Raw genomic sequence first — 23,791 nt, forward strand, 5'->3', positions numbered from 1 at the left:
CACCCTTTCTAGATGATATAATATTAAAATTTAATTTTCGTTAGGGTTATTATATTAAAATTTTTCATGGGTGTCTAATGAAATTCATAATATTTGTTAATGTAATTCATGGATGGTGAACCAAACTTGTGGAAAGCGTTGTGTATAAATAGAATCTTGTGTATACTTTACATTAGATGTAATAATATTCAATGGGAAGGGGGAAGCTCTTATAAAATAGTGTAAGAGCAATTTGTATGAATATATCAAATGTTAAAGTAAGAGTAACGGAAAAAGATATTCTAACTATTTTAGAAGAAGTTTTAAATATTAAAGAATTAAATATATATAATATAAAAATTGGAGAACTTATAGAAGTAAAGGGAAGTTATAAAAAGGGAATAAAGTTTAATTTTCAAGTTACTTTAGGATTAGGAAGTATAGATGACAATGTACTAAAATTAAGAGTGTTTAAAGTAAAGGTTGGGGTATTAAGAATATGTACAGGCCTTGCAAATTATATATTAAAAAAGGTATTAAAAAGTTTTGAATACATGGGCTTAACAGTAGAGAAAAAGACATTATTTATTGACTTTAAAAAGCTTTGTAAATATATTCCTTTAGTTGAATTTACATTAAAACACATTACACTATTTGAAAATAATGCAGAGGTTTATGTTGAGGATTTAATTTATAAAGATAAGAATGATGTTTTATCTTTAGATGAGTTAAAAGATAAATTAAAGGAAGATGAAGTAAAAGATGAAGCTGTGGTTACAGAAGATACTGGTTATTCTAAAGCAAGATGTGATGCAATAGAAAAAATTCCAGAGGATTATAGAGACTTCGGGGAATATATTATGGTATTGCCGGATATAACTAATTTACTATATTCTCTTATGAGGGATGAAAAAGTTGATAAAAAGACTAAAATATTAATTGGCCTTGCAATAACCTATGTTTTACTTCCAGTGGATATTATTCCGGATTCTATACCAGTTATAGGTAAGATGGACGACATCGGAATAGGATTAGTTCTTTTGGATAAGATTATAGATAGCGTAGATGAAGAAATTATATTAAAACATTGGAAAGGTAATAGAGAATTTATAATAAAAATTAAAGAACTAAAAAATAATTTGTTTAATTCAATAGGAAGAAAAAATACACTTATGGCCATAAACGGATGTTTAATTGGGGCTAAAAAGTTAATATATAGAAAACGTAATTCTAAATAAGAAGGGAGGATTTAGTGAGGGATTATTATTTATAATACACTCTTTCACTAAAGACAATATATGGCTAAAAAATTTTATGCTATAAAAGAGGGATTTGATTTTGTACAAAACAAAAAAGTAGAAAACATGATAGTTGATACATGGGATGAATGTTTAAAATATGTAAAAGGTGCTAAGGGTGCAAAGTATAAAAGTTTTAAAAGTCTTTCTGAGGCAAAAGAATACATTGAAGGTGGAGAAAATCTTTTAAAAAAGGATGCTGAGAATTATCCTAAAGATATACCGCATTTTTATGTTGATGGAAGTTATAATATAGAAATACAAAAATATGCATACGCATTGGTTATGGTGGAAAATGGAGTAGTTAAGTACATAGAAAATGGTGGAGCAGAGAATAATTCAAAAAAAGATGTAAGACAGATAGCTGGTGAACTTAAAGCGTCAATAAGATCTCTTAAGTATGCAGCAGAGCACAATATAAAAAATATCTTAATTATACATGATTATGTAGGAGTTTGTTATCATGCCACTGGTGTTTGGAAGAGAAAAGAAGAATCTTCTGAAATATACTATAATGAATTTAATAAAATAGTAAAAGATAACGATATAAATGTAACATTTGTAAAGGTAGATAGTCATACAGGTGATTTATTTAATGAAATAGTAGATGAATTTGCAAAATATGCTTGTGGAGTTGCTATAAAAGGAGAAACTAAAAAGTATTTAAAAAGTGGCACAATAATAGTTGAAAGTGAAAATTTAAAAGAAAAATTTAATGAAATAATAGATGAAACTAATATAGAAAAAATTGTAGTACATAAAAATGATTAAAAAATTATTATTTGCACAACCTATAATTAAAAATTAATAAAGGGGTGTGTAAATATGCATAGATTTTTAAGAGGACTTACAGCAGGTGCAATAATAGGAGCTACTGCAGGGATGATGATGTCACCTCAAATGGATAGAAAAACTAAGAAAAAGATTATGAGAGCAAAAAGAAGTATGATGCATAAAGCAGAAAATGCTTTTGAAAATTTAGGTGATTGGTTAGTGTAACTATAAGTTGATGAAAAATATCTCAATAAAGTAATTTGTTGAGATATTTTTTTTATAATTTTTGAAAACTTGTATATTTTTTTGGAGAAAATCATTTGAATATGCTATAATGTAATAAATATTTATTATATTATTAAGTAGTATTAAATTTGATAACTAGAATAAATCAAAGGAAGATGCATGTATGGAGATATTGTCTTTAGGAGAAAAAATAAAGCGAAGAAGAAAAGAACTGGGGATGACACTTAAAGATCTAGCTGGGGATAGAATTACTCCGGGACAAATAAGTTTAGTTGAATCAGGAAAGTCTAATCCAAGTATGGATTTGCTTGAATATTTAGCAGATTCATTAAATATATCAATAGAATATTTAATGGAATCTGAAGAAACTCAAGCAGAGAAAATATGCGCTTATTACGAAAATATATGTGAATCTCATATCCTTAGTAATCAACTGAACTTAGCAGAGCAATATGTAGAAAATGCAATATTGTATGGAGAAAAATACGGACTAGAATACAGAAAAGCTAAAAATTTATATTTAAGAGGGGAAATTTACACTCTAAAAAAAGAATTGGGCTTGGCTCAACAGTTTTTTTTATCTGCCAATGTAATATTTATAAGAGATAATTGTTACGAGAAAATTATCGATACATATATAAAATTGGGATCTATAACATTAGATATGCATGCCTATTATTCAGCATGCAGTTATTTTCATCAAGCAGAAAAGGTATATGAAGATAATAATTTAGGGAACGATTTTTTAATAGGGCAGATTTATTATTATATTGCTAGTACTTATTTTAAATTAGAAGAAATAGATAAGGCTATAAATTACTCTTATTTGGCAAATGAAAAATTCAAAAAAATAGATGATAAAAAAGGATATGCAAAGTCTTTAATGCTTTTATCCAAAGAGTACAGTGAAAAGGGCGATATTGATAATGCAATAAAATATTCTAATAAGACATTAAAGTTACTAAAAGAATTAGATGATTGCAAGTATATAGCTCAAATAGAAAATAATTTAGGAAAATTATTTGCTGAATTTGATAATATAGAAGAGTCTTTTGTTCATTTGAATAAAGCTAAGCAATTAAGAGAAGAATATAAAGATACAAGCTATATAGAAACTCTTGAAAATATATGTAAAAATTATATAAAACTAAAGGATATAGATAATGCTCAAGATATCTTGCAAGAAATACTGGACAATAAGGAAAATGGAGATAAGTATACCCTTTATAAGTATTATTTACTGAAATATAGAATAGATATGTTGGAGGAAAACTTTAAAGAAGCAGAAAATACATTGATATTAGCCTTACAATATGCAAAAATCAGTGAATTAAGTGATGAGTATGCCGAAATATCTATTTTGCTTGGAAAGTTTTATGTTGATAATGGTAATGATAGTGAGGCTGCTAAATATTTAAATGCTGGGGTTGAGGCATTTAAAAAATTAGGCATTTTAAAATAGCATAATATTGGATAGGTGATTGTATGGAAGTTCTTTCAATTGGGGAAAAGATAAAAAGGGCTAGAATATATAGTGGGTATACATTAAAAGAAGTTTGCGGAGATAAAATTTCAGTTTCTAAGCTTAGTTGTATTGAAAATAATAAGGTAATTCCGGAAGAATGGGTACTTGAGTATATAGCTTCAAAATTAAAGTTGGATATAGAATATTTAAATGAAAATATAGAAAAACAAATTAAGAAAAACATGAAAAACATACTAGAAAATAGTGATTCAAAAGATTATGCAAAACAGCTAAGGTATAATCTTTTAATAGCAGATAAGTATGGATATTATTCCTTATCTGTTAATATGATGCATTTAATATTTCAACATTTTTTAAAGCAAAATAATATGCAAGAAGTACAAAATTTAATAGGTACTTATTATGACATATGTAATAAATGTAATACTAAATATGCAAAATATGTTTATTATATGGACTTAGGAAATTATTTTTATAAAAATAGTGAGTTTCATCAGTCAGCTAGTTACTTTAAAAACATTAGAATGTATTCTCTTTATGAAAATGATGATCAGCTTGCGGCCTATAGTATATATGGTGAATCTAAATGCTATATACAAATGAAAAAGTATGAAGATGCTTATAAGGTAGCAAATAAACTAGTAAATTTAATAGACAGTATAAGTGATTTAGTAGATAGAGCAAAAATGTATAAATTACTTGCTATATTGTCATTAAAAATGGATGATGGAAAATTTTCAGAATATGAAAAAGAATCATATAAATTCTACGGAGAAGAAAAAAATCATTGTGCAAAAGCAATACTGGATTTTGCGTGTACTATGTTTTCTGTTGGATATAAAGAAGAAGCTATAGATTACATAAAAAAAGCTATAGATATGTATCCTAATGAGAACAAAGATAATTTAGTTAAATTTACATTATTGTGTGCAGAAGAACTTATAAAAAATGAAATACTACATGATGCTATGGATTTAATAGATAATGCTTTGAATTGTGCTATAAAACTTAATAATATAAAGTTTATAGAAAAATCTTATTATTTAAAAGCTATACTTTTAAGAAGAAAAGGAAATCTAGCATCAGCGGAAATGTATATGAATTTAGCACTGGATAGTTTAACTAAATTTGGGAATAAAAAGCAACTATGTGATATGTATATGATTATGGGAGAATTATATTATGAAATAGGTTCTCTTAAGGAATCTTTAAGATACTTTACACTAGCTATATCTATACAAAAGAAATTATAGATATATATTAAAACGTATACATAATAAGTTGTATTGTTTGAAAATTTATACAAGTATTAATTAAAATACTACATTATCTTAAAAATATTATGAGAGGGAATTAGTAAGATAATGTAGTATTTGTTTGCTTAAATTAATTCTCTTTTTATTATAAATTCTTTTGCTTTTAATTCATAAGTATCATCTAAACTTGGAAGAGATAGATTTCCATATTTATTTTTTAAAGCTAAGGAAATTAATCTGTCTGCAAGTTCAGGATTCTTAGAAAGTAATGAACCATGAAAATACGTACAAAATGTATTTTTATATATACATCCTTCCGAATGATCCTCTCCATTATTGCCAAATCCAGAAAGAACTTTTCCAAGAGGTCTCAATGATCCTATATAAGTTTTTCCAGAATGATTTTCAAATCCAACATAAGTTTCTTTAAATTCTTTGTTATATATTACGGTATTTCCTATGAATCTTTTTTCGCTAGAAGTTGTATATATATCCAAAGCGTTTAATCCCTTAATTTTTTTGCCATCAGGAGTTACATAGAATTTACCTAATAATTGATATCCTCCACAAATAGAAAGAAAGACTTTGTTAGATTCTATATATTCAATTATGCTACTAGCTTTATTTTCATTTAAATCCTTTGATACTATAGATTGTTCATAATCTTGACCACCACCAAAAAATACAATATCGTATTTTTTAGCATCGAATTTGTCTCCTATACTAATGTTAAAAATATTTGTTTTAATACCTCTATGTTCAGCTCTATATTTAAGTATTAATACATTACCTACATCTCCATAAACATTAAGAAGATCTGGATACATATGACATATGTTAAGTTCCAAAATACCACCTCACCATAATTTTTTAATATATCCTTTAGCATTTAAAAACTTTCTGAAACTTGTCATAGCTGTATAAGTAGCTAGAAGATAAATCATAGAATCATTACAATTCTCAATACTATTAAGTAGAGCATCATAGTTATGACATATGCAAAACAGATCTTCATCAAAGCCAGCTACTTTAAGTCTTATACTCATGTCATAAAGTCTTATACCAGATACCATAATATTGTGTATATTATTATCATTTAAATCTTCAAAGTCTACATCCCATATCCAAGAAACATCTTTTCCATCGGCATAATTATCATTTAAAAGTAGAGCTATACTTTTATTTTCTGAATCTAAATTTATAGATTTTAATGCCTCATCAAAACCAGCAGGATTTTTTACTAGTATTATTTTTAGATTTTTATTGTTTATTTTTATGGTTTCTTGTCTTCCAAAGCTACTTTTAATATTTTTCAAGGTGTAACGTATAACAGAATTTTCAATGCCAAGCAATTTTCCTATTGAAAAAGCACAAAGGGCATTATAAATATTGTAAGTTCCACATTGATTTATATAATAGTTTTCTTTGTTTATTTCTACTGTAGAACCTTCTGAATATAGATTTAATATATTATCTACTACATAAGTTAGAGAAGGTCTTTTATATCCGCAATTTGGGCAATAGAAATCACCAAGATGATTATATGTTATAAAGTTATACTTGTATGGATGTTTACATACTTTACAAAATTTAGCATCAGCATTTAATGGGGGTTTATCTGTTTTTGTAATTGGAGTGTTGAATCCATAGTAGAGTATTTTATTCGGAACATCTAAATTGCCAAGTAATGATTCATCTCCATTTAAAATTAAAGTTGATTCTGGAGATTTTTTAATACCCTCTAGTATCTTATCTAATGTTGAATAAACCTCTCCATATCTATCTAATTGATCTCGGAATAAATTTGTAATGGTTATTATTTCAGGATGTATATGGTCCGTAATGTACTTTACATTTGCCTCATCTACTTCCAGTACGCAATATCTTGTTTTAGATGTATTTAAGAATTTAAAGTTTTTGATAAAACAAGATATTATTCCTGTATACATATTTGCTCCAGTATCATTTGTTATTACGTCAAATTTAGCATTTTTTAAAACCGAGTAAATCATATTAGTTGTTGTTGTTTTACCATTAGTTCCTGTTACCAATATGACTTTATAGTTTTTAGATATTTTACTCAATATATCTTTATCAAATTTAAGCGCTACCTTTCCGGGAAAATTAGTTCCACCTTTATATAACAAACTTGATAGTTTCATTATAAATTTTGAAGATATAATTCCTAAAGTTGCTTTAATGTTAATAGTTAAACACCTCCATCCTATTAATGAATTATGTACTAATTTATTGAATTTATTCAAATAAGCGATATTAAGATTTTAACATGGAATCAGTTAATTGGAAATAATTTACTTAACGTCAAAGTGTGATTTGGTCTAGCTTTTTTATTTAAAAAATAATAATAAAGTACAAAAAAACTAGTAATTCTTATATAAAAATTAAGGATTACTAGTTTTTTTTAATACAAATTGTCTATAAGTTTTTTGAATAAAATTTTATTTTTTCAATATAACGCTTTCCAATATATGTTATAATATAGTATTATTTAATAGAAACACTCTTAAAAGTATTTGTGAAAATATGGTTTATATTAATTTAATGTATAGTGATAAGTAGAGTATGTTTTTAGTAAAATTTATATAAGAAAAGGAAGTGAAATAAATGTGGAAAAAGAATTTTAGATACGCAATTGGAGTATTGAGCATTTTATATTATCTATTTTTTGTTAGATTTTCAGGTATAATAGGTTTTCATATTATTTGGTTTTTAATGGGAATAGGTTTTTTGTTTTACAGTTTTATTAAAAAATTTATAATTAATATTTATAGATTGTTAAATTCAAGATTAAAATTTTTAGTGAAACTTGTTATTATAGCTGGTTTTGTTTCATTTATCATATTAGAAAGTTGTATTATTTATTTTGGAATTTCTAAAAAGTATGTAAAAAGTGATTATATTATAGTGTTAGGAGCTGCAGTTCATGGAGATTATATGTCACTTATTTTAAAGGAAAGAGTTGATAAAACTTTAGATTATTTAAGAGAATATCCTAATACAAAAATTATAGTATCAGGGGGAAAGGGTCCAGGAGAATCAATTACTGAAGCTGAGGCCATGAGAAGGTACTTAGTTAGTAATGGCATTTGTGATAATCAAATTATAAAGGAAGAAAAGTCTAGAACTACAGCTGAAAATTTTAAGTATTCTTCTAAAATCATAAGAAGTATGGAAAATGGTAGAACACCAACAGTATCTGTAGTTACAACAAATTTTCATATGCTTAGAGCCAAAATGTTAGCAAAAAGAAGTGGACTTGTAGTTCAAGAAGTTGTGTCTAAGGGGCATATATCATCAGCTCCTAATTATTATGTAAGAGAGTATTTTGCTTTAGTACATTCTTTTATTTGTGATAATATTAATTAAAAAAGGTAATCCATTATTTGAAATGGATTACCTCAGATTGTTCAAAAAGCCCCCAACAATTGGGGGCTTTTGTTTACGCCAAAATTCTTTTATGCGATAGCATTCGAAAAATATTTATTATGTATGTTAATTTGGAATAAATTTGAATTAATGTACACAAAAAATAATGCGATAGCACCATGGCTATCTTTTTCATATTCTGAACTGCCGCTGTAAGTAGGCACTGCTCAGAAACATTTTTAATTCCTCGCATGCGACAATAACGTAGCCCATGTAATTCTTTTGAATCAGCAAAGCTACGCTCAATCTTTTCTTTACGTCGTTTGTAAATACTTTTACCTTTTTCTGTTTTAGTAAAGCTAAAAATTTGATCTTTATAGTCTTCCCAAACATGACGACGTATAGTTCTATTAATGGATTTATCAGATGTTAAGCAATTATTTTTATATTTGCAATAAGCACAATGCTCCGCATTACTTAAATATTCTTTATAACCTTCCCTCGTAGTAGTTCTATATTTTAAAAAGCAATTATTAATACACACATATCCATCTAATTCTTTAACATACTGAAATCTATATTTTGTATATTTTCCTTTAACATGGGGTCCTAAACGGAACCCAAAAACACCTTGATAATTTTTGTCTGAAATTTGTTTACAAATAGGATTCGTAGAATATCCGGCATCTGCTACTAAATATTTTGTATTAAAATTAAACTTTTCTATTTGAGTTTCTATTCTTTTAACATAAGGATCTACATCGTTTATATTCCCGGGAGTAACATGAACGTCTGTTATAATATTATACTTTCCGTCAACAGTTCTATGATCTAAATAAAAAAAGCCTTTAGGTTTTCCATCTCTAACCATATATCCACTGTCTGGATCAGTTGTACTTACTGTTATTTCCTTAGTTTCAGCTATTTTAGTCTTTTTTTTTAGAGGCTTTTTATTATGATTAATTCTATCTTTATTAATGTCATTCTCTAATTCATCAAAGTATTCCTTTGTGGATTTAGTTATTTCTTTTTTAATAAATTTATGTTTATTAGCGTTAGCTTTTAAGTGAGTAGAATCAGTATATAGAATTTTGCCATCAACCAAGTTTCTATTAATAGCTTGAAATACAATATTATCAAATATTTCTTGATGTATATTTGTATTACTAAATCTTTTTGTTCTATTCTGGCTTATAGTGGAATGACTTGGTATTTTATCAGTAAGTCCATATCCTAAAAACCATCTGTAAGCTACATTTACCTGGATTTCTTTTACAAGCTGACGCTCTGAACGTATACCGAATAGGTATCCGATAAAAAGCATTTTAAATAATACAACTGGGTCTACTGAAGGTCTGCCATTATCAGGACAATATAAATCCTTAGTTAAATCTCTTATAAATGAAAAATCTATGTATTTATCTATTTTTCTAAGTATATGATTTTCAGGTACTAAATTTTCTATATAAACTAGTTCTAATTGATTTTGTTTTCTTTCATTATTAGTAAGCATTTTTCCTCCGTAGGAGCCCTAACGGGCTAAAAGATTTATTGGTTTAAAATATATATTCTACATAAAAACTAAAAACCCTTTTTGTAATAAATGTAAAAAGGCTGTTGACAAATTATGTTTATCAACAGCCTGAGGTAATCCATTATTTGAAATGGATTACCTTTTTTAATTATACTCTTCATGTTTTTTAGTTTATTTAATTGATTTGTTTTAAAATTATATAGAAAGGGTCTTTTGCTTAAAATTCCCTTGAATATCATTTACAGACGATACCGTTACAAAAGCATGTGGATCAATATCGTTAACTATATTTTTTAAAGAGTTAAGTTGTATTTTTTGAACAACAACATATATGAATTTTTTATTTGTATGTGAATAACATCCGTAAGCATCTAAAAGAGTTACACCACGACCAAGTTTAGTTTTTATATCTTCTATTATTGGTTCTGGATTTTCAGAAATTATTATACATTGTCTTGAAGATGCAATTCCTTCTTGCATGGCATCCATAGTTTTTGATCTTATAAAACTCATAATAATAGCATACATTACAGAACGAGGACCTAAAGTTAGTCCTACAAAAATGTATACTAAAATATCTTGTGCAAGTAAAATTTTTGTTAGTGGTAATGAATGAAATTTATTTTTTATCATTTTACCTGATATATCAAGTCCACCAGTGGAAGCTCCAGCCATAAAAAGTATTGCCATTCCAACTCCCGAAATTACTCCTGTAAAAATTGTAGCTGTTAATAAGTCGCCTATAGGTTTAAAATGAAAATTTGCATTCATAAAATCTATTATAAATGATGAAGTTGTAACTATAATACCGCTTTTAATAGCAAAACTTCTTCCAAGTAAACCATATCCAAAAATAAATAAAGGAATGTTTAAACACAATGTTGTGAGACCTATTGGAAGGTTGAATAAATGTTTTAAGCCTAAAGAAATACCAGTAATTCCACCTGTACCAATATTGTTAGGAACTAAAAGTACAGAAATATAAAGTGAGTATACAAGACAACCTACTACTAGAAGTCCTATGTCCCTAAATAAATTTTTCATAAAAATTCTCCTCTTAAAATATATTTTAGTAATGTGAAATAAATAATTTACTAGTCCTTATTTGCCTTAATAGTAGCATAAATAAAAATAACACTCAAAGCGTAATTTTTTATAATTATAGATGTTTTAAGCCTATAGTAGTGAATTGTAAAATTTAGTTGAGTTTTCAAGGTTATTTACCCAAAATGCTCCTAAATAATGCATTCATGAAATTTAATGAAGGAGAAAATTCATACATTTAAAAATACAAGTGTTTTTCGTTGGTATACCTGGGGTGAATATACAAAGATTTGTTAAAAATAAATTTACTTAGGTGTAATCTTTCAAAAAAATTCAAATTTAAAGCATAAAAATTAAAAGATTTATAAATTATATAAAAGTCTTTATTTAATTATAAAATTGACTTATTCTAATATTTTGTAAATTAATAAAAACTCATTATTTTGTGATATTATGTAATAGAATAAAAATAAATCATTAAATTAATATTAAAGTGTCATTAAATTCTAAAAATATTAAGTAAAAACAAAGTGAAAAATTTGTCAAAATAAATTGTATATAATCTAACACAATTGCTGAAGATTGTGTTATTATATATTTATTGTTGCATCTAAAGGAAGTTAAAAATACTACATATTAATATGTAGTTAAATTTTTTAATGTAAGTTTTATTGACTTGTAGAAAAATTTGTTTCCTGTACAAGTATAAGTTTAAAAATTAATTCACATTTAGTATCATATTTTAAGTAAAGATAGGAGGATTTATATGGAACTTTTAACTTTTAAAAGAGGTGTCCATCCACCTCACGGTAAATATCTTACCGAAAATAAAGCCATAGAAGACTTAGAACCAAAAGAACTTTTAGTATTTCCTATGTCTCAACATATAGGAGCACCAGCTGAATGTTTAGTTAAAAAAGGAGATAGAGTATTAGTTGGTCAAAAAATAGGTCAAGCTAATGGATTTATCTCTGCAAACATTCATAGTAGTGTATCAGGTACAGTTAAAGATGTAAAACCTGTACTTTTAGCTTCAGGCGGAAAATCTCTTGCTGTAATAGTTGAAAATGATGGACAATATGAAGAAATAGAAATGCCAAAGCCAAAAGATTACAAAACTATGAGCAAGGAAGAAATAATTGAACTTGTAAAAGAAGCTGGTGTAGTTGGTATGGGAGGCGCTACTTTCCCAACTAATGTAAAACTTGCTCCACCACCAGATAAAAAAATTGACGCAATCATAGTAAATGGTGCAGAATGTGAACCTTATTTAACATGTGACCACAGATTAATGCTTGAGGAAACAAATATGATAGTAGAAGGTTTAAAAATAATTCTACAAATTCATCCACAAGCAAAAGGATATATTGGAGTAGAGGATAACAAGAAAAATGCTATTGAGGCATTAAAACAAGCTACAAAAGATATACCTAATATAGAAGTTAAAGCATTAAAAACTAAATATCCTCAAGGTGCAGAAAAACAATTAATTTATTCTGTAATGAAAAGAGAAGTTCCTTCAGGAAAACTTCCAGCAGATGCAGGATGTATTGTTCAAAACATAAATACTGTAAGAGAAGTATACAATGCAGTTGTAAATGGAAGACCTACTATATCAAGAGTTGTAACTGTAACAGGTGAAGCTATTAAGAATCCTAAAAACTTAAGAGTAAGATTAGGAATGTCTTATAAAGAATTAGTAGATGCTTGCGAAGGATTTAAAGAAGAAGCAGTTAAAGTAATATCAGGTGGACCAATGATGGGTATGGCAGTATCTACACTAGAAGTACCTGTTATAAAAGGATCATCAGGTATACTTTGCTTAACAGAAAAACAAGCAGTATTACCAGAAGAGTCAAGCTGTATTAGATGTGGAAGATGTGTTGAAGCATGTCCTATGTTCTTAATACCATCAAAACTTGATTCATTAGGAAGAAGAAATGAGTACGAAGAATTTGAAGGAAATAATGGTTTAGATTGTATAGAATGTGGTTCTTGTACATTTGTATGTCCAGCAAAACGTCATTTAATTCAATCTATACGTACTTCAAAAAGAACAGTACTTTCAAATAAAAGAAAAAAATAAATAAGGAGTGAATATAATGGCTGAAACAATGTATACAGTATCATCATCTCCTCATATTCGTGACAATAGTTCAGTTCAGTCAATTATGAGAGATGTAATTATTGCATTATTACCAGCTACTGTAGCAGGAATATATTTCTTTGGATGGGATGCAGTATGGGTAATCCTTACAGCAGTTATATCTTGTGTTGCTTCAGAATGGGTTTGGTGTAAAGTTACTAAATCAAACAACACAACAAAAGATTTAAGTGCAGTTGTAACAGGACTTTTACTTGCTTTTAACGTTCCACCATCAATTAAACTTTGGATGGTTGTTGTAGGTTCAGTATTTACAATAATAATTGTTAAAGCTTTATTTGGAGGAATAGGACAAAATATTGTCAATCCAGCACTTGCAGGAAGAGCATTTTTACTTGCTTCTTATCCAGTAGCTATGACAACATGGACAAATCCACTAGATGGAACTACAGGGGCTACACCTCTTGCTATATTAAAAGGTGGAGAAGCAGCTGGACAACATTTACCTACACTTACACAAGCGTTCTTAGGACAAATTGGTGGATGTATAGGTGAAACATCAGCACTTGCATTACTTATAGGATTTATCTATCTTCTATATAGAAGAGTTATAACTTGGCATATACCAGTATTTTATATAGGAACTGTAGCTGTACTTGGAGCTATCTTCGGAAGAGGAGATATGGGTGCTATGGCTGGTTTATATGAAATAATGGTTGGTGGTGTTATGCTTGGTGGTATATTTATGGCTACTGACTACACAACTTCACCAATGACTAAAAAAGGACAAATAATATTTGCTATTGCAGCAGGATGTTTAGCTATGATTATACGTAAATTTGGAGGATATCCAGAAGGATGTTCTTACTCAATTCTTATAATGAATTTAGCAGTACCTTTAATAGACAAATATGTAAGACCTAGAACCTTTGGAACTGGGGAGGCGAAATAAATGGAAAACCAAAATAGCAATAAAGAAACATTAATATTAGGTTTAAAATTATTAATAATTACTGCCATTGCAGGACTTGTTTTATCATGTGCATATGTAGGAACTAAAAGTCGTATCGACGAGCAAAATGTTAAAGCTAATAATGAAGCTATGAATCAAGTTTTACCATCAGCAAAAGAATTTGCAAAAATCGCTGCTCAAGAAGTTAAAGAAGGCGAAAAAGTAGATAAAGTTTTACCAAAAGAAAATTCTATCATTGAAGTAAATAAGGGTCAAAATGGTAGCGAACTTGCAGGATATGCTATCAAAGTAGAAACAAAAGGTTACGGTGGAAAAATTGAAATGATGGTTGGTATTTCAAAAGAAGGAAAACTTGATGGAATAAAAATACTTAACCATAGTGAAACTCCAGGTCTTGGAGCAAAAGCACCAGAACCAAGTTTTTCAGATCAATACAAAGGAAAAGAAATTAAAACACCGTTAGAAGTAGTTAAAGGAAAAGCATCAAAAGAAAATGATATAGCTGCTATAACAGGAGCTACTATTACTTCAAAAGCTGTAACTAAAGGTGTTAATGAAGCAGTTGAATATTACAATAAAGAATTGAAGGGAGGTCAAAAATAATGAGCACTTTAATGGAAAGATTAAAGAATGGAATAATTACAGAAAATGTAACATTCGTACAAGTTTTGGCAATGTGTCCTACACTTGCTGTTACATCTAGCTTTAAAAATGGTGTTGGTATGGGACTTGCATCCACTGTAGTTTTAATGGGAGCAAACTTTGTTATATCATTACTTAGAAATTTTATACCAGATAAAGTACGTATACCTGCATTTATAGTCGTTATTGCTGGCTTCGTTACATTACTTCAATTCTTATTAGCTGGATTTGTACCAGCGTTAAACAAAGAATTAGGTATATTTATACCTCTTATAGTTGTTAACTGTGTTATATTAGGACGTGCAGAATCATATGCTTCAAAAAATGGTCCTATAGCTTCTATTTTCGATGGTCTTGGACAAGGACTTGGATTTACTCTATCTCTAGGAGTTATTGGTTTTATTAGAGAACTATTGGGATCTGGAAAAATACTAGATGGAATTCATCCAATAACTGTTATGGAAACTCCTACTCTAATATTTGTTCTTGCACCGGGTGCATTTATTACACTTGGAATCTTAATGGCTATTATGAATCAATATAAAATGAAAAAAAAGTAGAAGAAATAGGAAAGAAGGGTGAATAGATAATGGGTATATTTACGTTAATAGTATCTGCTTTATTAGTAAATAACATGGTACTTGCTAAGTTTCTAGGTATCTGTGCTTTCCTTGGAGTTTCTAAAAAAGTTGAAACTGCAAAAGGTATGGGTATGGCAGTTACTTTCGTTATGGCGTTAGCATCAGTTATATCTTATATAGTTTTCAAATTTATACTTGTTCCATTAAAGATTGAATATATGTATACTATAGCATTTATATTAGTTATAGCAGCATTAGTTCAATTTGTTGAAATGGTACTTAAAAAGACTATGCCAGAACTTTATAAAGCACTTGGTATATTCTTACCACTTATAACTACAAACTGTGCAATTCTAGGTGCAGTTATCATAAACATGAATGAACATTATAACTTACTTTATTCATTAATATTTGGTGTTGTTTCAGGTCTTGGTTGGATGCTTGCAATAGTTTTACTTGCAGGTATTAGAGAAAGAATGGAAGCAAACGACAAAATGCCAGAAGCGGTAAAAGGACTACCAGCATCATTAATCACAGCAGGATTAATGGCAATTGCGTTCCTTGGCTTCTCAGGCCTAGTATAAGGAGGGGTCTTTGATGAAAGAAATATTATTTCCTGTACTTAGCTTAGGTGGACTTGGACTTTTATTCGGTTTAATATTAGGTTATGCATCTAAAAAATTTGCAGTAGCTGTTGACCCAAAAGTTCCTCTAATTAGAGAATGTCTTCCAGGAGCAAATTGCGGTGGTTGTGGATTTGCTGGATGTGATGCTTATTCAGAAGCTGTTGCTAATGGATCAGCACCTCCAAATTGTTGTCCAATAGGGGGAGCCCCTGTTGCAGCTAAAATTGGATCAGTTTTAGGTATAGAAGTAGATTCTTCAGAACCTAAAGTAGCTTATGTTAAATGTCAAGGTACTTGCGAAAAAGCTAAAGAAAAGTACAATTATTATGGATTAAAAGACTGTAGAGAAGCTATGAACGTTCCAGGAGCTGGATCAAAAGCTTGTAGCTTTGGATGTCTTGGATACGGTAGCTGTGTTAGCGCATGTAAATTTGATGCTATTGAAATAGTTGATGGAATTGCAAAAGTTAACAAGGACAACTGTGTTGCTTGTGGAGCTTGTGTATCTACATGTCCTAAAAATATAATAGAATTAGTACCTAAGAAACAATTAGTAATAGTATCATGTAATTCTCATGATAGAGGATTAGATGTTAAAAATATTTGTTCTACAGGATGTATAGGATGTGGACTTTGTGCTAAAGCATGTCCAAAAGAAGCAATTACTATGGAAAATAACTTACCAGTAATTGACTATAGTAAGTGTGTAAATTGTGGATTATGCGCTATGAAATGTCCTACAAAAGCTATACAAAACTTCCGTAAACCAGTAAAAAAAGCAGCACCAGTAGTTAAGAAGGAAGAACCTAAGAAAGAAGAAACTAAATCTGAAGAAGTAAAATCAGAAGAAAACTAATATGCTATAAAAAATACTCTCCTTTATTTAGGAGAGTATTTTTTATAGATTGTTTAAGAGCCTACAGCTATTTTTTATTATTTATCTAAATAAAAAACATACAAAATATATAATTTAAGATTATTTTAATTTTGCAGCTATTTGAATTGCATTTTGATGTTGAGGGTCTTTTCTACCATCCATATGTCTTGTGCTATTTAAAAAGTGAATATCGAAATGACCATCCATATCATTGTTTTTAATAACATCTAGATTTGCACCAGTACCATAGCCACCAGAACGGTTATCAACTGTCACAAATGCAGGTTTGTTATCAAGTCCAGCGTGAGGCATAGCGCTCATAGATGCAGCTAAGTATCTACCGTTAACTTCAACTATAACAGGACGTCGTGTCCAAGAAAATCCGTTCCAAATTTCTTTTATGATTTTAGTATCTTCTTTGGTTAAAGCTTCTGTATCAGCGTGATTATCACCCATAGTTCTTTGCACATTAAAGCTCTTATGAGTATAAACATCTGTAACCTTAGCCTTTGAATCTCTTTTAAATATATTCTTAGCAGTATTCCAATCTAAAAGTTCTATTTTTTTAGATGCTTTTTGTTTCTTTTGATTTTTAATGTATTCATTGTAAAAGTCGGTATTATAAGAAAGTGATCCTCTAGAATATCTTATGTTATTATAATTATTAGCAACTCTTTTGTTTTTACCTTTTGTAGCATTTTGTACTATTTTATTTAAATTTGCTGTGTTGCCTTTGTAGTTTTCATATTCTAATGTTGATACTGAACTTTTTTTATTATATTTTTCAATATACAAAAATGAACAAGCTATGCTACATAGTATAATTAAAAATACAATAATAAAGTTTTTAAAAATTTTATTCATATAAATCTCCTCTCATGACCATTAAATACTATTATAAAAAAGATAAATGATCATTACTAGTGTCAATAATTACATATGTATATTATAATAATCAATTTAAATAATTTTATTCTTAATTAGAATAAATATGAATCAATTTATAAAAAGTTTAATAAAATTTAATAAATGAACAATAGATAAATTCATAACATATTATGTAATTAGGGATATTAAAATATAAATATTATGTAGAATAATATACTAGTGTTTACAAATTATTGTACAACGTATATAATAGAAACTATACTAAACTTAGTTTAAATTTTATAAAGTCTCTTTACTAGTATTAGCAAGGGGATTTTTTTATTTTATGGAAATTTAGGAGGTGGTAGTTATGGAATCAAGTCCTGTGCCCGAACAGTATGTACAGAAATTAAATAAGAGTATAAGAACTATAGCTATCACATTTAGTTGTAGTTCTTAAAGTTATAAGGAGGGCTACACTATGACAAAAGAAATATTAGAGTTAATTAACAAAAATCATTATGTAAAAGCCAGAGAATACTTATCAAAAATGAATGTAGTTGATATTGCAGAATTAATGGAAGAGTTAGATAATGAAAAGCTTTTAATAGTTTTTAGAATACTTCCAAAAGAAATTGCATCAGATGTATTTTCATATGTTTCAAATGAGCTTCAACAGTATATAATTGAGTCTATTACAGACCATGAAATTAAGAGTATTATAGATGATTTATTCTTTGATGATACAATTGACCTTTTAGAGGAAATGCCATCAAATGTTGTAAGCAGAATTTTAAAAAATACAGATGAAGAGAGAAGAAAACTTATTAATCAGTTTTTAAATTATCCAGAAGATTCTGCTGGAAGTATAATGACAATAGAATATGTAAGTCTTAAAAGAACAATGACTGTACAGGAAGCACTTAAACATATTAAAAAAATAGGAATTGATAAAAGGACAATTCATACATGTTATGTAACTAGTTCTAAAAGGAAATTAGAAGGGGTTATATCAATAAGGACATTGATATTAAGTGATCATGATGAAATTATAGAAGATATTATGGAGAAAAAGGTTATATATGCTCACACAATGGATGACCAAGAAAAGATAGCAGCACTATTTAAAAAGTATGATATTGTCACTATGCCTATTGTAGATAAAGAGTGTAGGCTTGTTGGTATTGTAACTATAGATGATGTTGTAGATATTATAGAGCAAGAAAATACAGAGGATATTCAAAAGATGGCAGCTATGGAACCATCAGAGGAAGAATATTTAAAGACAGGCGTCTTTGTTTTAGCAAAGCATAGGATTATATGGTTACTTGTGCTTATGATATCTGCAATTTTTACTGGAAATATAATAAGAAGATTTGAAAATGTTCTTCAATCAGTAGTTGTATTAGCATCTTTTATTCCAATGCTTATGGATACAGGAGGCAACGCAGGTTCTCAATCTTCCACTCTTATTATTAGAGGGTTAGCACTTGGAGAAATAAAGTTAGATGATATATTTAAAGTTTTATGGAAAGAACTTAGAGTTGGAATACTTGTAGGAACGGTTTTGGCGAGTTTAAATTTTATTAGAATATATTTCCTTGACAAAGTTGGTTTTAATATATCAATAACAGTATGTATAAGTTTATTTTTTACTGTAATACTTGCGAAATTTGTAGGAGGTATGCTACCTATAATTGCTCAAAAACTTAAGGTGGATCCTGCAATTATGGCAAGCCCTCTTATAACTACAATAGTAGATGCGGTGGCACTTATGATATATTTTACTTCAGCCACATTTTTTTTAGGAATATAAGAGGTGCACTCAAAGATTTTATATAATCCTTGACAAATTGAAAAATGTAATAATATAATATTCTGTAAGTATAATAATATAAACAAAATTCGATGATAAGGAGAGTATCTTTTTAAAATATAAAAGCGAGTAGAAGATGGTGTAAGTTCTACAATATTTTATTTAGAGAAAAGAACCTTTGAGAAGCTACTAAGTTATATTAAATTTTATGATGAGGTAAGCCGTTAACTGCGATAAAGTTATGAGGTGGACTAATTTTTAGTCAACTAGAGTGGTACCGCGGATATAACCGTCTCTATATATTTATAGAGACGGATTTTTTATATTTAAGTTTTATATTTTTAGATTTGTACATAATTAAAATAAGGAGGACGTACATATGGATTATAAAAAGATTATAGCTGAGAGAATAAAAGAAAATGTAGAATTAGATGTAAATACAATAGAAGGACTTATAGAAATACCTCCAAAGTCTGATATGGGAGATTATGCATTTCCTTGCTTTCAACTAGCTAAAACATTTAGAAAAGCTCCTAACATGATTGCTGAGGAGTTAAGTGAAAAGATAAACAAAGAAGGATTTGAAAAAGTAACAGCATTAGGACCTTATTTAAATTTCTTTATGGATAAGGGATCTCTTACTTCTGATATATTAAATAAAGTTTTAGAAGAAGGGGATAATTATGGTTCTTCTAAAATTGGAGAAGGTAAAAATGTAACTATAGATTATTCATCACCTAACATAGCAAAACCATTCCATGTAGGACATTTATTTAGTACATCAATAGGGAATGCTCTATACAGAATGTTAAACTTTGAAGGATACAATTCTATAGGAATAAACCACTTAGGAGATTGGGGAACACAATTTGGTAAACTTATCTCTGCATATAAAAGATGGAGTGATGATGAAGCTTTAGAAAAAGATCCAATAAAAGAATTACTTAGAATATATGTTAAGTTCCATGATGAAGCAGAAAAAGATCCATCACTTGAAGATGAAGGAAGAATGTACTTTAAGAAACTTGAAGATGGAGAAAAAGAAGAAGTTGAATTATGGGAAAGATTTAAAACATTAAGTTTAAAAGAATTCGAAAAGGTATATGATACATTAGGAGTTAAGTTCGATTCATATGCTGGAGAAAGTTTTTACAATGATAAAATGGATGCTGTAATAAAAGAAATAGATGACAAGGGATTACTTGTTGAAAGTAACGGTGCTAAAGTTGTAATGATGGATGAAGATAACATTCCTCCATGTATAATTGTAAAGGGAGACGGAGCGACTATATATGCTACTCGTGACCTTGCAGCAGCATTTTATAGAAAGAAAAATTATGATTTCCACAAGAGCATATATGTAGTTGGATCTGACCAAAGTCTTCACTTTAAACAAGTATTTAAGACAATAGAAAAAATGGGATATGATTGGGCTAAGGATTGCAAACACGTAGCTTTTGGACTTGTTAGATTTGCAGATAAAAAGCTTTCTACTAGAAAAGGTCAAGTAATATTCCTTGAAGATTTACTAAATGAGTCAGTTTCTAAAACATTAGAAGTTATAAATGAAAAGAATCCAGAACTTGAAAATAAAGAAGAAGTAGCTAAAAAGGTAGGTATAGGAGCAGTTATATTTACTTACTTAAAGAACAAGAGAGAAAAAGACATTGTGTTTAACTGGAACGAAATGTTAAACTTTGAAGGAGAAACAGGTCCTTACGTTCAATACACTTATGCAAGAGGAAAGAGCATATTAAGACGTGCAGGAGAAATCGGAGAAGAAGTTAACTATGCCGCTTTAAATTCTAAAGAAGAATTTGAATTAGTTAAAGTTTTAGGTAACCTTCAAGAAGCTATATTAAATGCTATAGATAAATTAGAACCATCAATTCTTACAAGATATACAATTGAAGTTGCTAAAGCATTCAATAAATTCTACAATGCTCATAACATAATGGCAACAGAAGATGTAGCTACTAAAAATGCAAGATTAAAACTTGTAGAAGCTACATGTCAAGTAATTAAAAATGGACTTAACTTGCTTGGAATTGAAGTTGTAGAAAAAATGTAATAAAGATATAATTAATTAAAAATCTAGTTACTTATTAGATACATGAGTTTAAATGTATTTAAATAGGTAACTAGATTTTTTCTTTTTGGATACATAATTATAAAAAAACATCATAAATAATAATAAGAGCGTAATAAAGCAAAAATTAAACGTTTTTATTGAATGTAATTTAATAATACTAATAAAATGGATAAAAATATTTAAAAAATAACAAAAATAATGTAATATAAAATAGAAAAAAAGTAAAATAATGATTTAATTAATTCCATTATTCATGAGGTGAAGATTATGTATCCAATTAAATTTGAAAACTTATATTATGAAAAAATATGGGGAGGAAGAGATTTAGAGCTATTTAGAGATGATATACCAGAAGGAAATATCGGTGAGAGCTGGGATGTAGCTTGTCACAAAAATGGTATGAGCATAGTTGAAAATGGGGAATTTAAGGGACTAAGATTAGATGAACTTATAGAAAAGGAAAAGGAAAACTTACTTGGAACTAAAATAGATAGAAACTGGTTTCCACTTTTAATAAAACTTATAAATGCTAAAGATAAACTTTCAGTACAAGTACACCCAAATGATGAATATGCTAAAAGAGTTGAAGGAGATATGGGTAAAACTGAAGTTTGGTACGTTGTTGAAGCTTTTGAAGGAGCTAATTTAGTTGTTGGTACTAAAGGAAAATGTACTAAAGAAGAATTTAAAGCTGCAATTGAAGAAGGAAAACTTGATAGCTATCTAAATAAAATACCTGTTAAAAAGGGAGATGTATATTTAGTACAAAGTGGACTTGTTCATGCAATTGGAGAAGGAGTAATAATAGCGGAGATACAACAAAATAGTGATACTACTTATAGAGTATATGACTATAACAGAGGAAGAGAAATTCATGTTCAAAAGGCTTTAGATGTTATAGATCTAAATCTAAATGGAGAAAAAAATGAAGGCTTAGAAATTAAAAAAGATGGATATACAAAAAATTATCTATGCTTAGGAAGAGATTTTTCTTTAGAACTTTATGATATAAAAAACAGTGCAGAAGAAGAAAGTGATGTAGAAAGATTCTTCATATTCACATGTGTAGAAGGTAACGGAGAAATTTTATATAAAGATGGCAAAGAAGAAATAAAAACTGGAGATAGCATTTTAATTCCAGCTACTCTTGGAAATTACACATTAAAAGGTAATATGAAGTTATTAAAAAGTTATGTGCCAGACATAAAAAAAGTAGAAAAAAATATACTAGACGAAATAGAATATTAAATAAAAGTTAAGTTATAAATAATAAAAGGCATATGCGTGAATTTGTATCACAGTTATATTGACTAGCATACAAATAAAGTGTATGTCTTTTAATTTATTAAAATTTGCACATATATATGTATAATAATATAATGTATAGATGGAGGTGGAACAAAGGCTATGATAGAGGTACAAAAGCAAATAGACTTAGATTTGGAACTTGATATATATAAGAAGCTTTTAGAAGATAATATTTTATTTTTTGATATAGAAACCACAGGTTTTGATAAGGAAAAAGAAAAAGTTGTATTAATATCTGGAGGATGGTTTTTGCAAGATAAAAAATTTGTAATAAAACAATATTTTGCAGAGTCTTTAGATGAAGAAGTTCAGGTATTAAAGGCTTTTAAAGAAGATGTAACAAAATTTAATAGCTGGTGTTCATATAATGGAAAGGCTTTTGATGAGCCTTTTATAAAAAAGAGAATGAATATAAACAATATAGAATTTACACCACCAAGAGAACATATAGACTTATATAGGATTATAAGACCATATTATAAGCAATTAGGCATGGAAAGATGTAATCTTAAAAGTGTAGAAAAGTATTTAGGCATACATAGAGCAGACAAAATAGATGGTGGAATAAGTGTGGAGTTATATTATAACTTTTTAGATACTAAGGATGAAAGATTAAGATATGTAATTATGCTTCACAATTATGAAGATGTATTAAATTTACCATCAATATTCAAACTAACATATGATATTGAGAAAAATGACACTTTAAAAAGAGAAGGTGGAATTACAAAGAAACAATTGGACTACCTAAGATTTTTGATGAAAAAGAATAATATTCAAGTAACAGATGACTTAAAGAAAATTTCTAAAAAATCTGCCTCTAGAATTATAGACAGTATACTAAGGGGAAATATAGATATAGATAAGTTTAATGCAATAATTAAGGATAGTTATTAATGTA

21 protein-coding genes are annotated in these 23,791 nt (G+C 28.1%); 16 read left to right on the forward strand and 5 right to left on the reverse strand.

Features of this window, described 5'->3' with window-relative positions; all coding sequences use genetic code 11:
• The first annotated feature begins 236 nt into the window (after nucleotides 1–236).
• From NT01CX_RS03475 to NT01CX_RS03490, 5 genes are all read left to right on the forward strand, one after another.
• Nucleotides 237–1,217 carry a YkvA family protein gene (locus tag NT01CX_RS03475; RefSeq protein ID WP_011721658.1) on the forward strand — a complete coding sequence of 327 codons (981 nt, stop codon included), beginning with the start codon at nucleotides 237–239 and terminating at the stop codon, nucleotides 1,215–1,217.
• Nucleotides 1,218–1,277: 60 nt separating this feature from the next.
• On the forward strand, nucleotides 1,278–2,048 hold the full coding sequence (locus NT01CX_RS03480) for a viroplasmin family protein (RefSeq protein WP_039243211.1): 771 nt from the start codon (nucleotides 1,278–1,280) through the stop codon (nucleotides 2,046–2,048).
• A 54-nt stretch (nucleotides 2,049–2,102) separates the two neighbouring features.
• Complete coding sequence (locus NT01CX_RS12145; RefSeq protein ID WP_011721660.1) at nucleotides 2,103–2,276, forward strand: YtxH domain-containing protein; 174 nt, start codon at nucleotides 2,103–2,105, stop codon at nucleotides 2,274–2,276.
• A 184-nt stretch (nucleotides 2,277–2,460) separates the two neighbouring features.
• The gene (locus NT01CX_RS03485) at nucleotides 2,461–3,759 is read left to right on the forward strand and encodes a helix-turn-helix domain-containing protein (RefSeq protein WP_039225441.1); all 1,299 of its coding nucleotides are present in this window, start codon (nucleotides 2,461–2,463) and stop codon (nucleotides 3,757–3,759) included.
• A 23-nt stretch (nucleotides 3,760–3,782) separates the two neighbouring features.
• Entirely contained in the window at nucleotides 3,783–5,036 is a 1,254-nt protein-coding gene (locus NT01CX_RS03490; RefSeq protein ID WP_011721662.1) for a helix-turn-helix domain-containing protein, read from the forward strand.
• Nucleotides 5,037–5,164: 128 nt separating this feature from the next.
• Here the strand turns inward: NT01CX_RS03490 and NT01CX_RS03495 are convergent, their stop codons facing one another.
• A complete protein-coding gene (locus NT01CX_RS03495) occupies nucleotides 5,165–5,887 on the reverse strand; it encodes a type 1 glutamine amidotransferase (protein WP_011721663.1) in 723 nt (240 codons plus the stop codon).
• A gap of 9 nt (nucleotides 5,888–5,896) precedes the next feature.
• A complete protein-coding gene (locus tag NT01CX_RS03500) occupies nucleotides 5,897–7,201 on the reverse strand; it encodes a Mur ligase family protein (protein ID WP_039238455.1) in 1,305 nt (434 codons plus the stop codon).
• 463 nt (nucleotides 7,202–7,664) lie between these two features.
• Between NT01CX_RS03500 and NT01CX_RS03505 the strand changes: the two genes are divergently transcribed.
• A complete protein-coding gene (locus NT01CX_RS03505; protein ID WP_011721665.1) occupies nucleotides 7,665–8,426 on the forward strand; it encodes a YdcF family protein in 762 nt (253 codons plus the stop codon).
• A 73-nt stretch (nucleotides 8,427–8,499) separates the two neighbouring features.
• Here NT01CX_RS03505 and NT01CX_RS03510 read toward each other — a convergent pair whose 3' ends face one another.
• Together NT01CX_RS03510 and NT01CX_RS03515 are read right to left on the reverse strand one after the other, a co-directional pair.
• Entirely contained in the window at nucleotides 8,500–9,939 is a 1,440-nt protein-coding gene (locus tag NT01CX_RS03510; RefSeq protein WP_011721582.1) for an IS1182-like element ISCno1 family transposase, read from the reverse strand.
• Between the two features lie 216 nt (nucleotides 9,940–10,155).
• Nucleotides 10,156–11,004 (reverse strand): YitT family protein, encoded by an 849-nt coding sequence (locus NT01CX_RS03515; RefSeq protein WP_011721666.1) that lies wholly within the window; start codon nucleotides 11,002–11,004, stop codon nucleotides 10,156–10,158.
• A 766-nt stretch (nucleotides 11,005–11,770) separates the two neighbouring features.
• Between NT01CX_RS03515 and rsxC the strand changes: the two genes are divergently transcribed.
• Genes rsxC through rnfB form a run of 6 tightly spaced genes read left to right on the forward strand, consistent with a single transcriptional unit; the run spans nucleotide 11,771 to nucleotide 16,786 of the window.
• The gene (rsxC, locus tag NT01CX_RS03520) at nucleotides 11,771–13,090 is read left to right on the forward strand and encodes an electron transport complex subunit RsxC (RefSeq protein WP_011721667.1); all 1,320 of its coding nucleotides are present in this window, start codon (nucleotides 11,771–11,773) and stop codon (nucleotides 13,088–13,090) included.
• A gap of 16 nt (nucleotides 13,091–13,106) precedes the next feature.
• A complete protein-coding gene (locus tag NT01CX_RS03525; protein ID WP_011721668.1) occupies nucleotides 13,107–14,060 on the forward strand; it encodes an RnfABCDGE type electron transport complex subunit D in 954 nt (317 codons plus the stop codon).
• Complete coding sequence (locus NT01CX_RS03530; protein WP_011721669.1) at nucleotides 14,061–14,684, forward strand: RnfABCDGE type electron transport complex subunit G; 624 nt, start codon at nucleotides 14,061–14,063, stop codon at nucleotides 14,682–14,684.
• On the forward strand, nucleotides 14,684–15,283 hold the full coding sequence (gene rsxE, locus NT01CX_RS03535) for an electron transport complex subunit RsxE (RefSeq protein ID WP_011721670.1): 600 nt from the start codon (nucleotides 14,684–14,686) through the stop codon (nucleotides 15,281–15,283). The genes NT01CX_RS03530 and rsxE overlap by 1 nt, the downstream gene beginning before the upstream one ends.
• Nucleotides 15,284–15,312: 29 nt before the next feature.
• A complete protein-coding gene (locus tag NT01CX_RS03540; RefSeq protein WP_011721671.1) occupies nucleotides 15,313–15,888 on the forward strand; it encodes an electron transport complex protein RnfA in 576 nt (191 codons plus the stop codon).
• Nucleotides 15,889–15,901: 13 nt separating this feature from the next.
• The gene (gene rnfB / locus NT01CX_RS03545) at nucleotides 15,902–16,786 is read left to right on the forward strand and encodes an RnfABCDGE type electron transport complex subunit B (RefSeq protein ID WP_011721672.1); all 885 of its coding nucleotides are present in this window, start codon (nucleotides 15,902–15,904) and stop codon (nucleotides 16,784–16,786) included.
• Nucleotides 16,787–16,906: 120 nt separating this feature from the next.
• On the opposite strand, the gene NT01CX_RS03550 is transcribed toward rnfB, so the two are convergent.
• Nucleotides 16,907–17,671: a hypothetical protein gene (locus tag NT01CX_RS03550; protein ID WP_011721673.1), complete on the reverse strand. Its 765-nt coding sequence runs from the start codon at nucleotides 17,669–17,671 to the stop codon at nucleotides 16,907–16,909.
• A 484-nt stretch (nucleotides 17,672–18,155) separates the two neighbouring features.
• On the opposite strand from NT01CX_RS03550, the gene mgtE reads away from it, so the two are divergent.
• The 4 genes from mgtE to NT01CX_RS03570 all read left to right on the forward strand — a co-directional run bounded on the left by mgtE (nucleotide 18,156) and on the right by NT01CX_RS03570 (nucleotide 23,787).
• Nucleotides 18,156–19,490, forward strand: a complete 1,335-nt coding sequence (gene mgtE / locus NT01CX_RS03555; RefSeq protein WP_011721674.1) for a magnesium transporter — start codon at nucleotides 18,156–18,158, stop codon at nucleotides 19,488–19,490.
• Nucleotides 19,491–19,869: 379 nt separating this feature from the next.
• Nucleotides 19,870–21,561 (forward strand): arginine--tRNA ligase, encoded by a 1,692-nt coding sequence (gene argS, locus NT01CX_RS03560; protein ID WP_011721675.1) that lies wholly within the window; start codon nucleotides 19,870–19,872, stop codon nucleotides 21,559–21,561.
• 288 nt (nucleotides 21,562–21,849) lie between these two features.
• The gene (locus tag NT01CX_RS03565) at nucleotides 21,850–22,830 is read left to right on the forward strand and encodes a type I phosphomannose isomerase catalytic subunit (RefSeq protein ID WP_011721676.1); all 981 of its coding nucleotides are present in this window, start codon (nucleotides 21,850–21,852) and stop codon (nucleotides 22,828–22,830) included.
• A 159-nt stretch (nucleotides 22,831–22,989) separates the two neighbouring features.
• Entirely contained in the window at nucleotides 22,990–23,787 is a 798-nt protein-coding gene (locus NT01CX_RS03570; RefSeq protein ID WP_011721677.1) for a ribonuclease H-like domain-containing protein, read from the forward strand.
• The last annotated feature ends 4 nt before the right edge of the window (nucleotides 23,788–23,791 follow it).

Source organism: Clostridium novyi NT (genome assembly GCF_000014125.1).
Taxonomy (GTDB): domain Bacteria; phylum Bacillota; class Clostridia; order Clostridiales; family Clostridiaceae; genus Clostridium_H; species Clostridium_H novyi.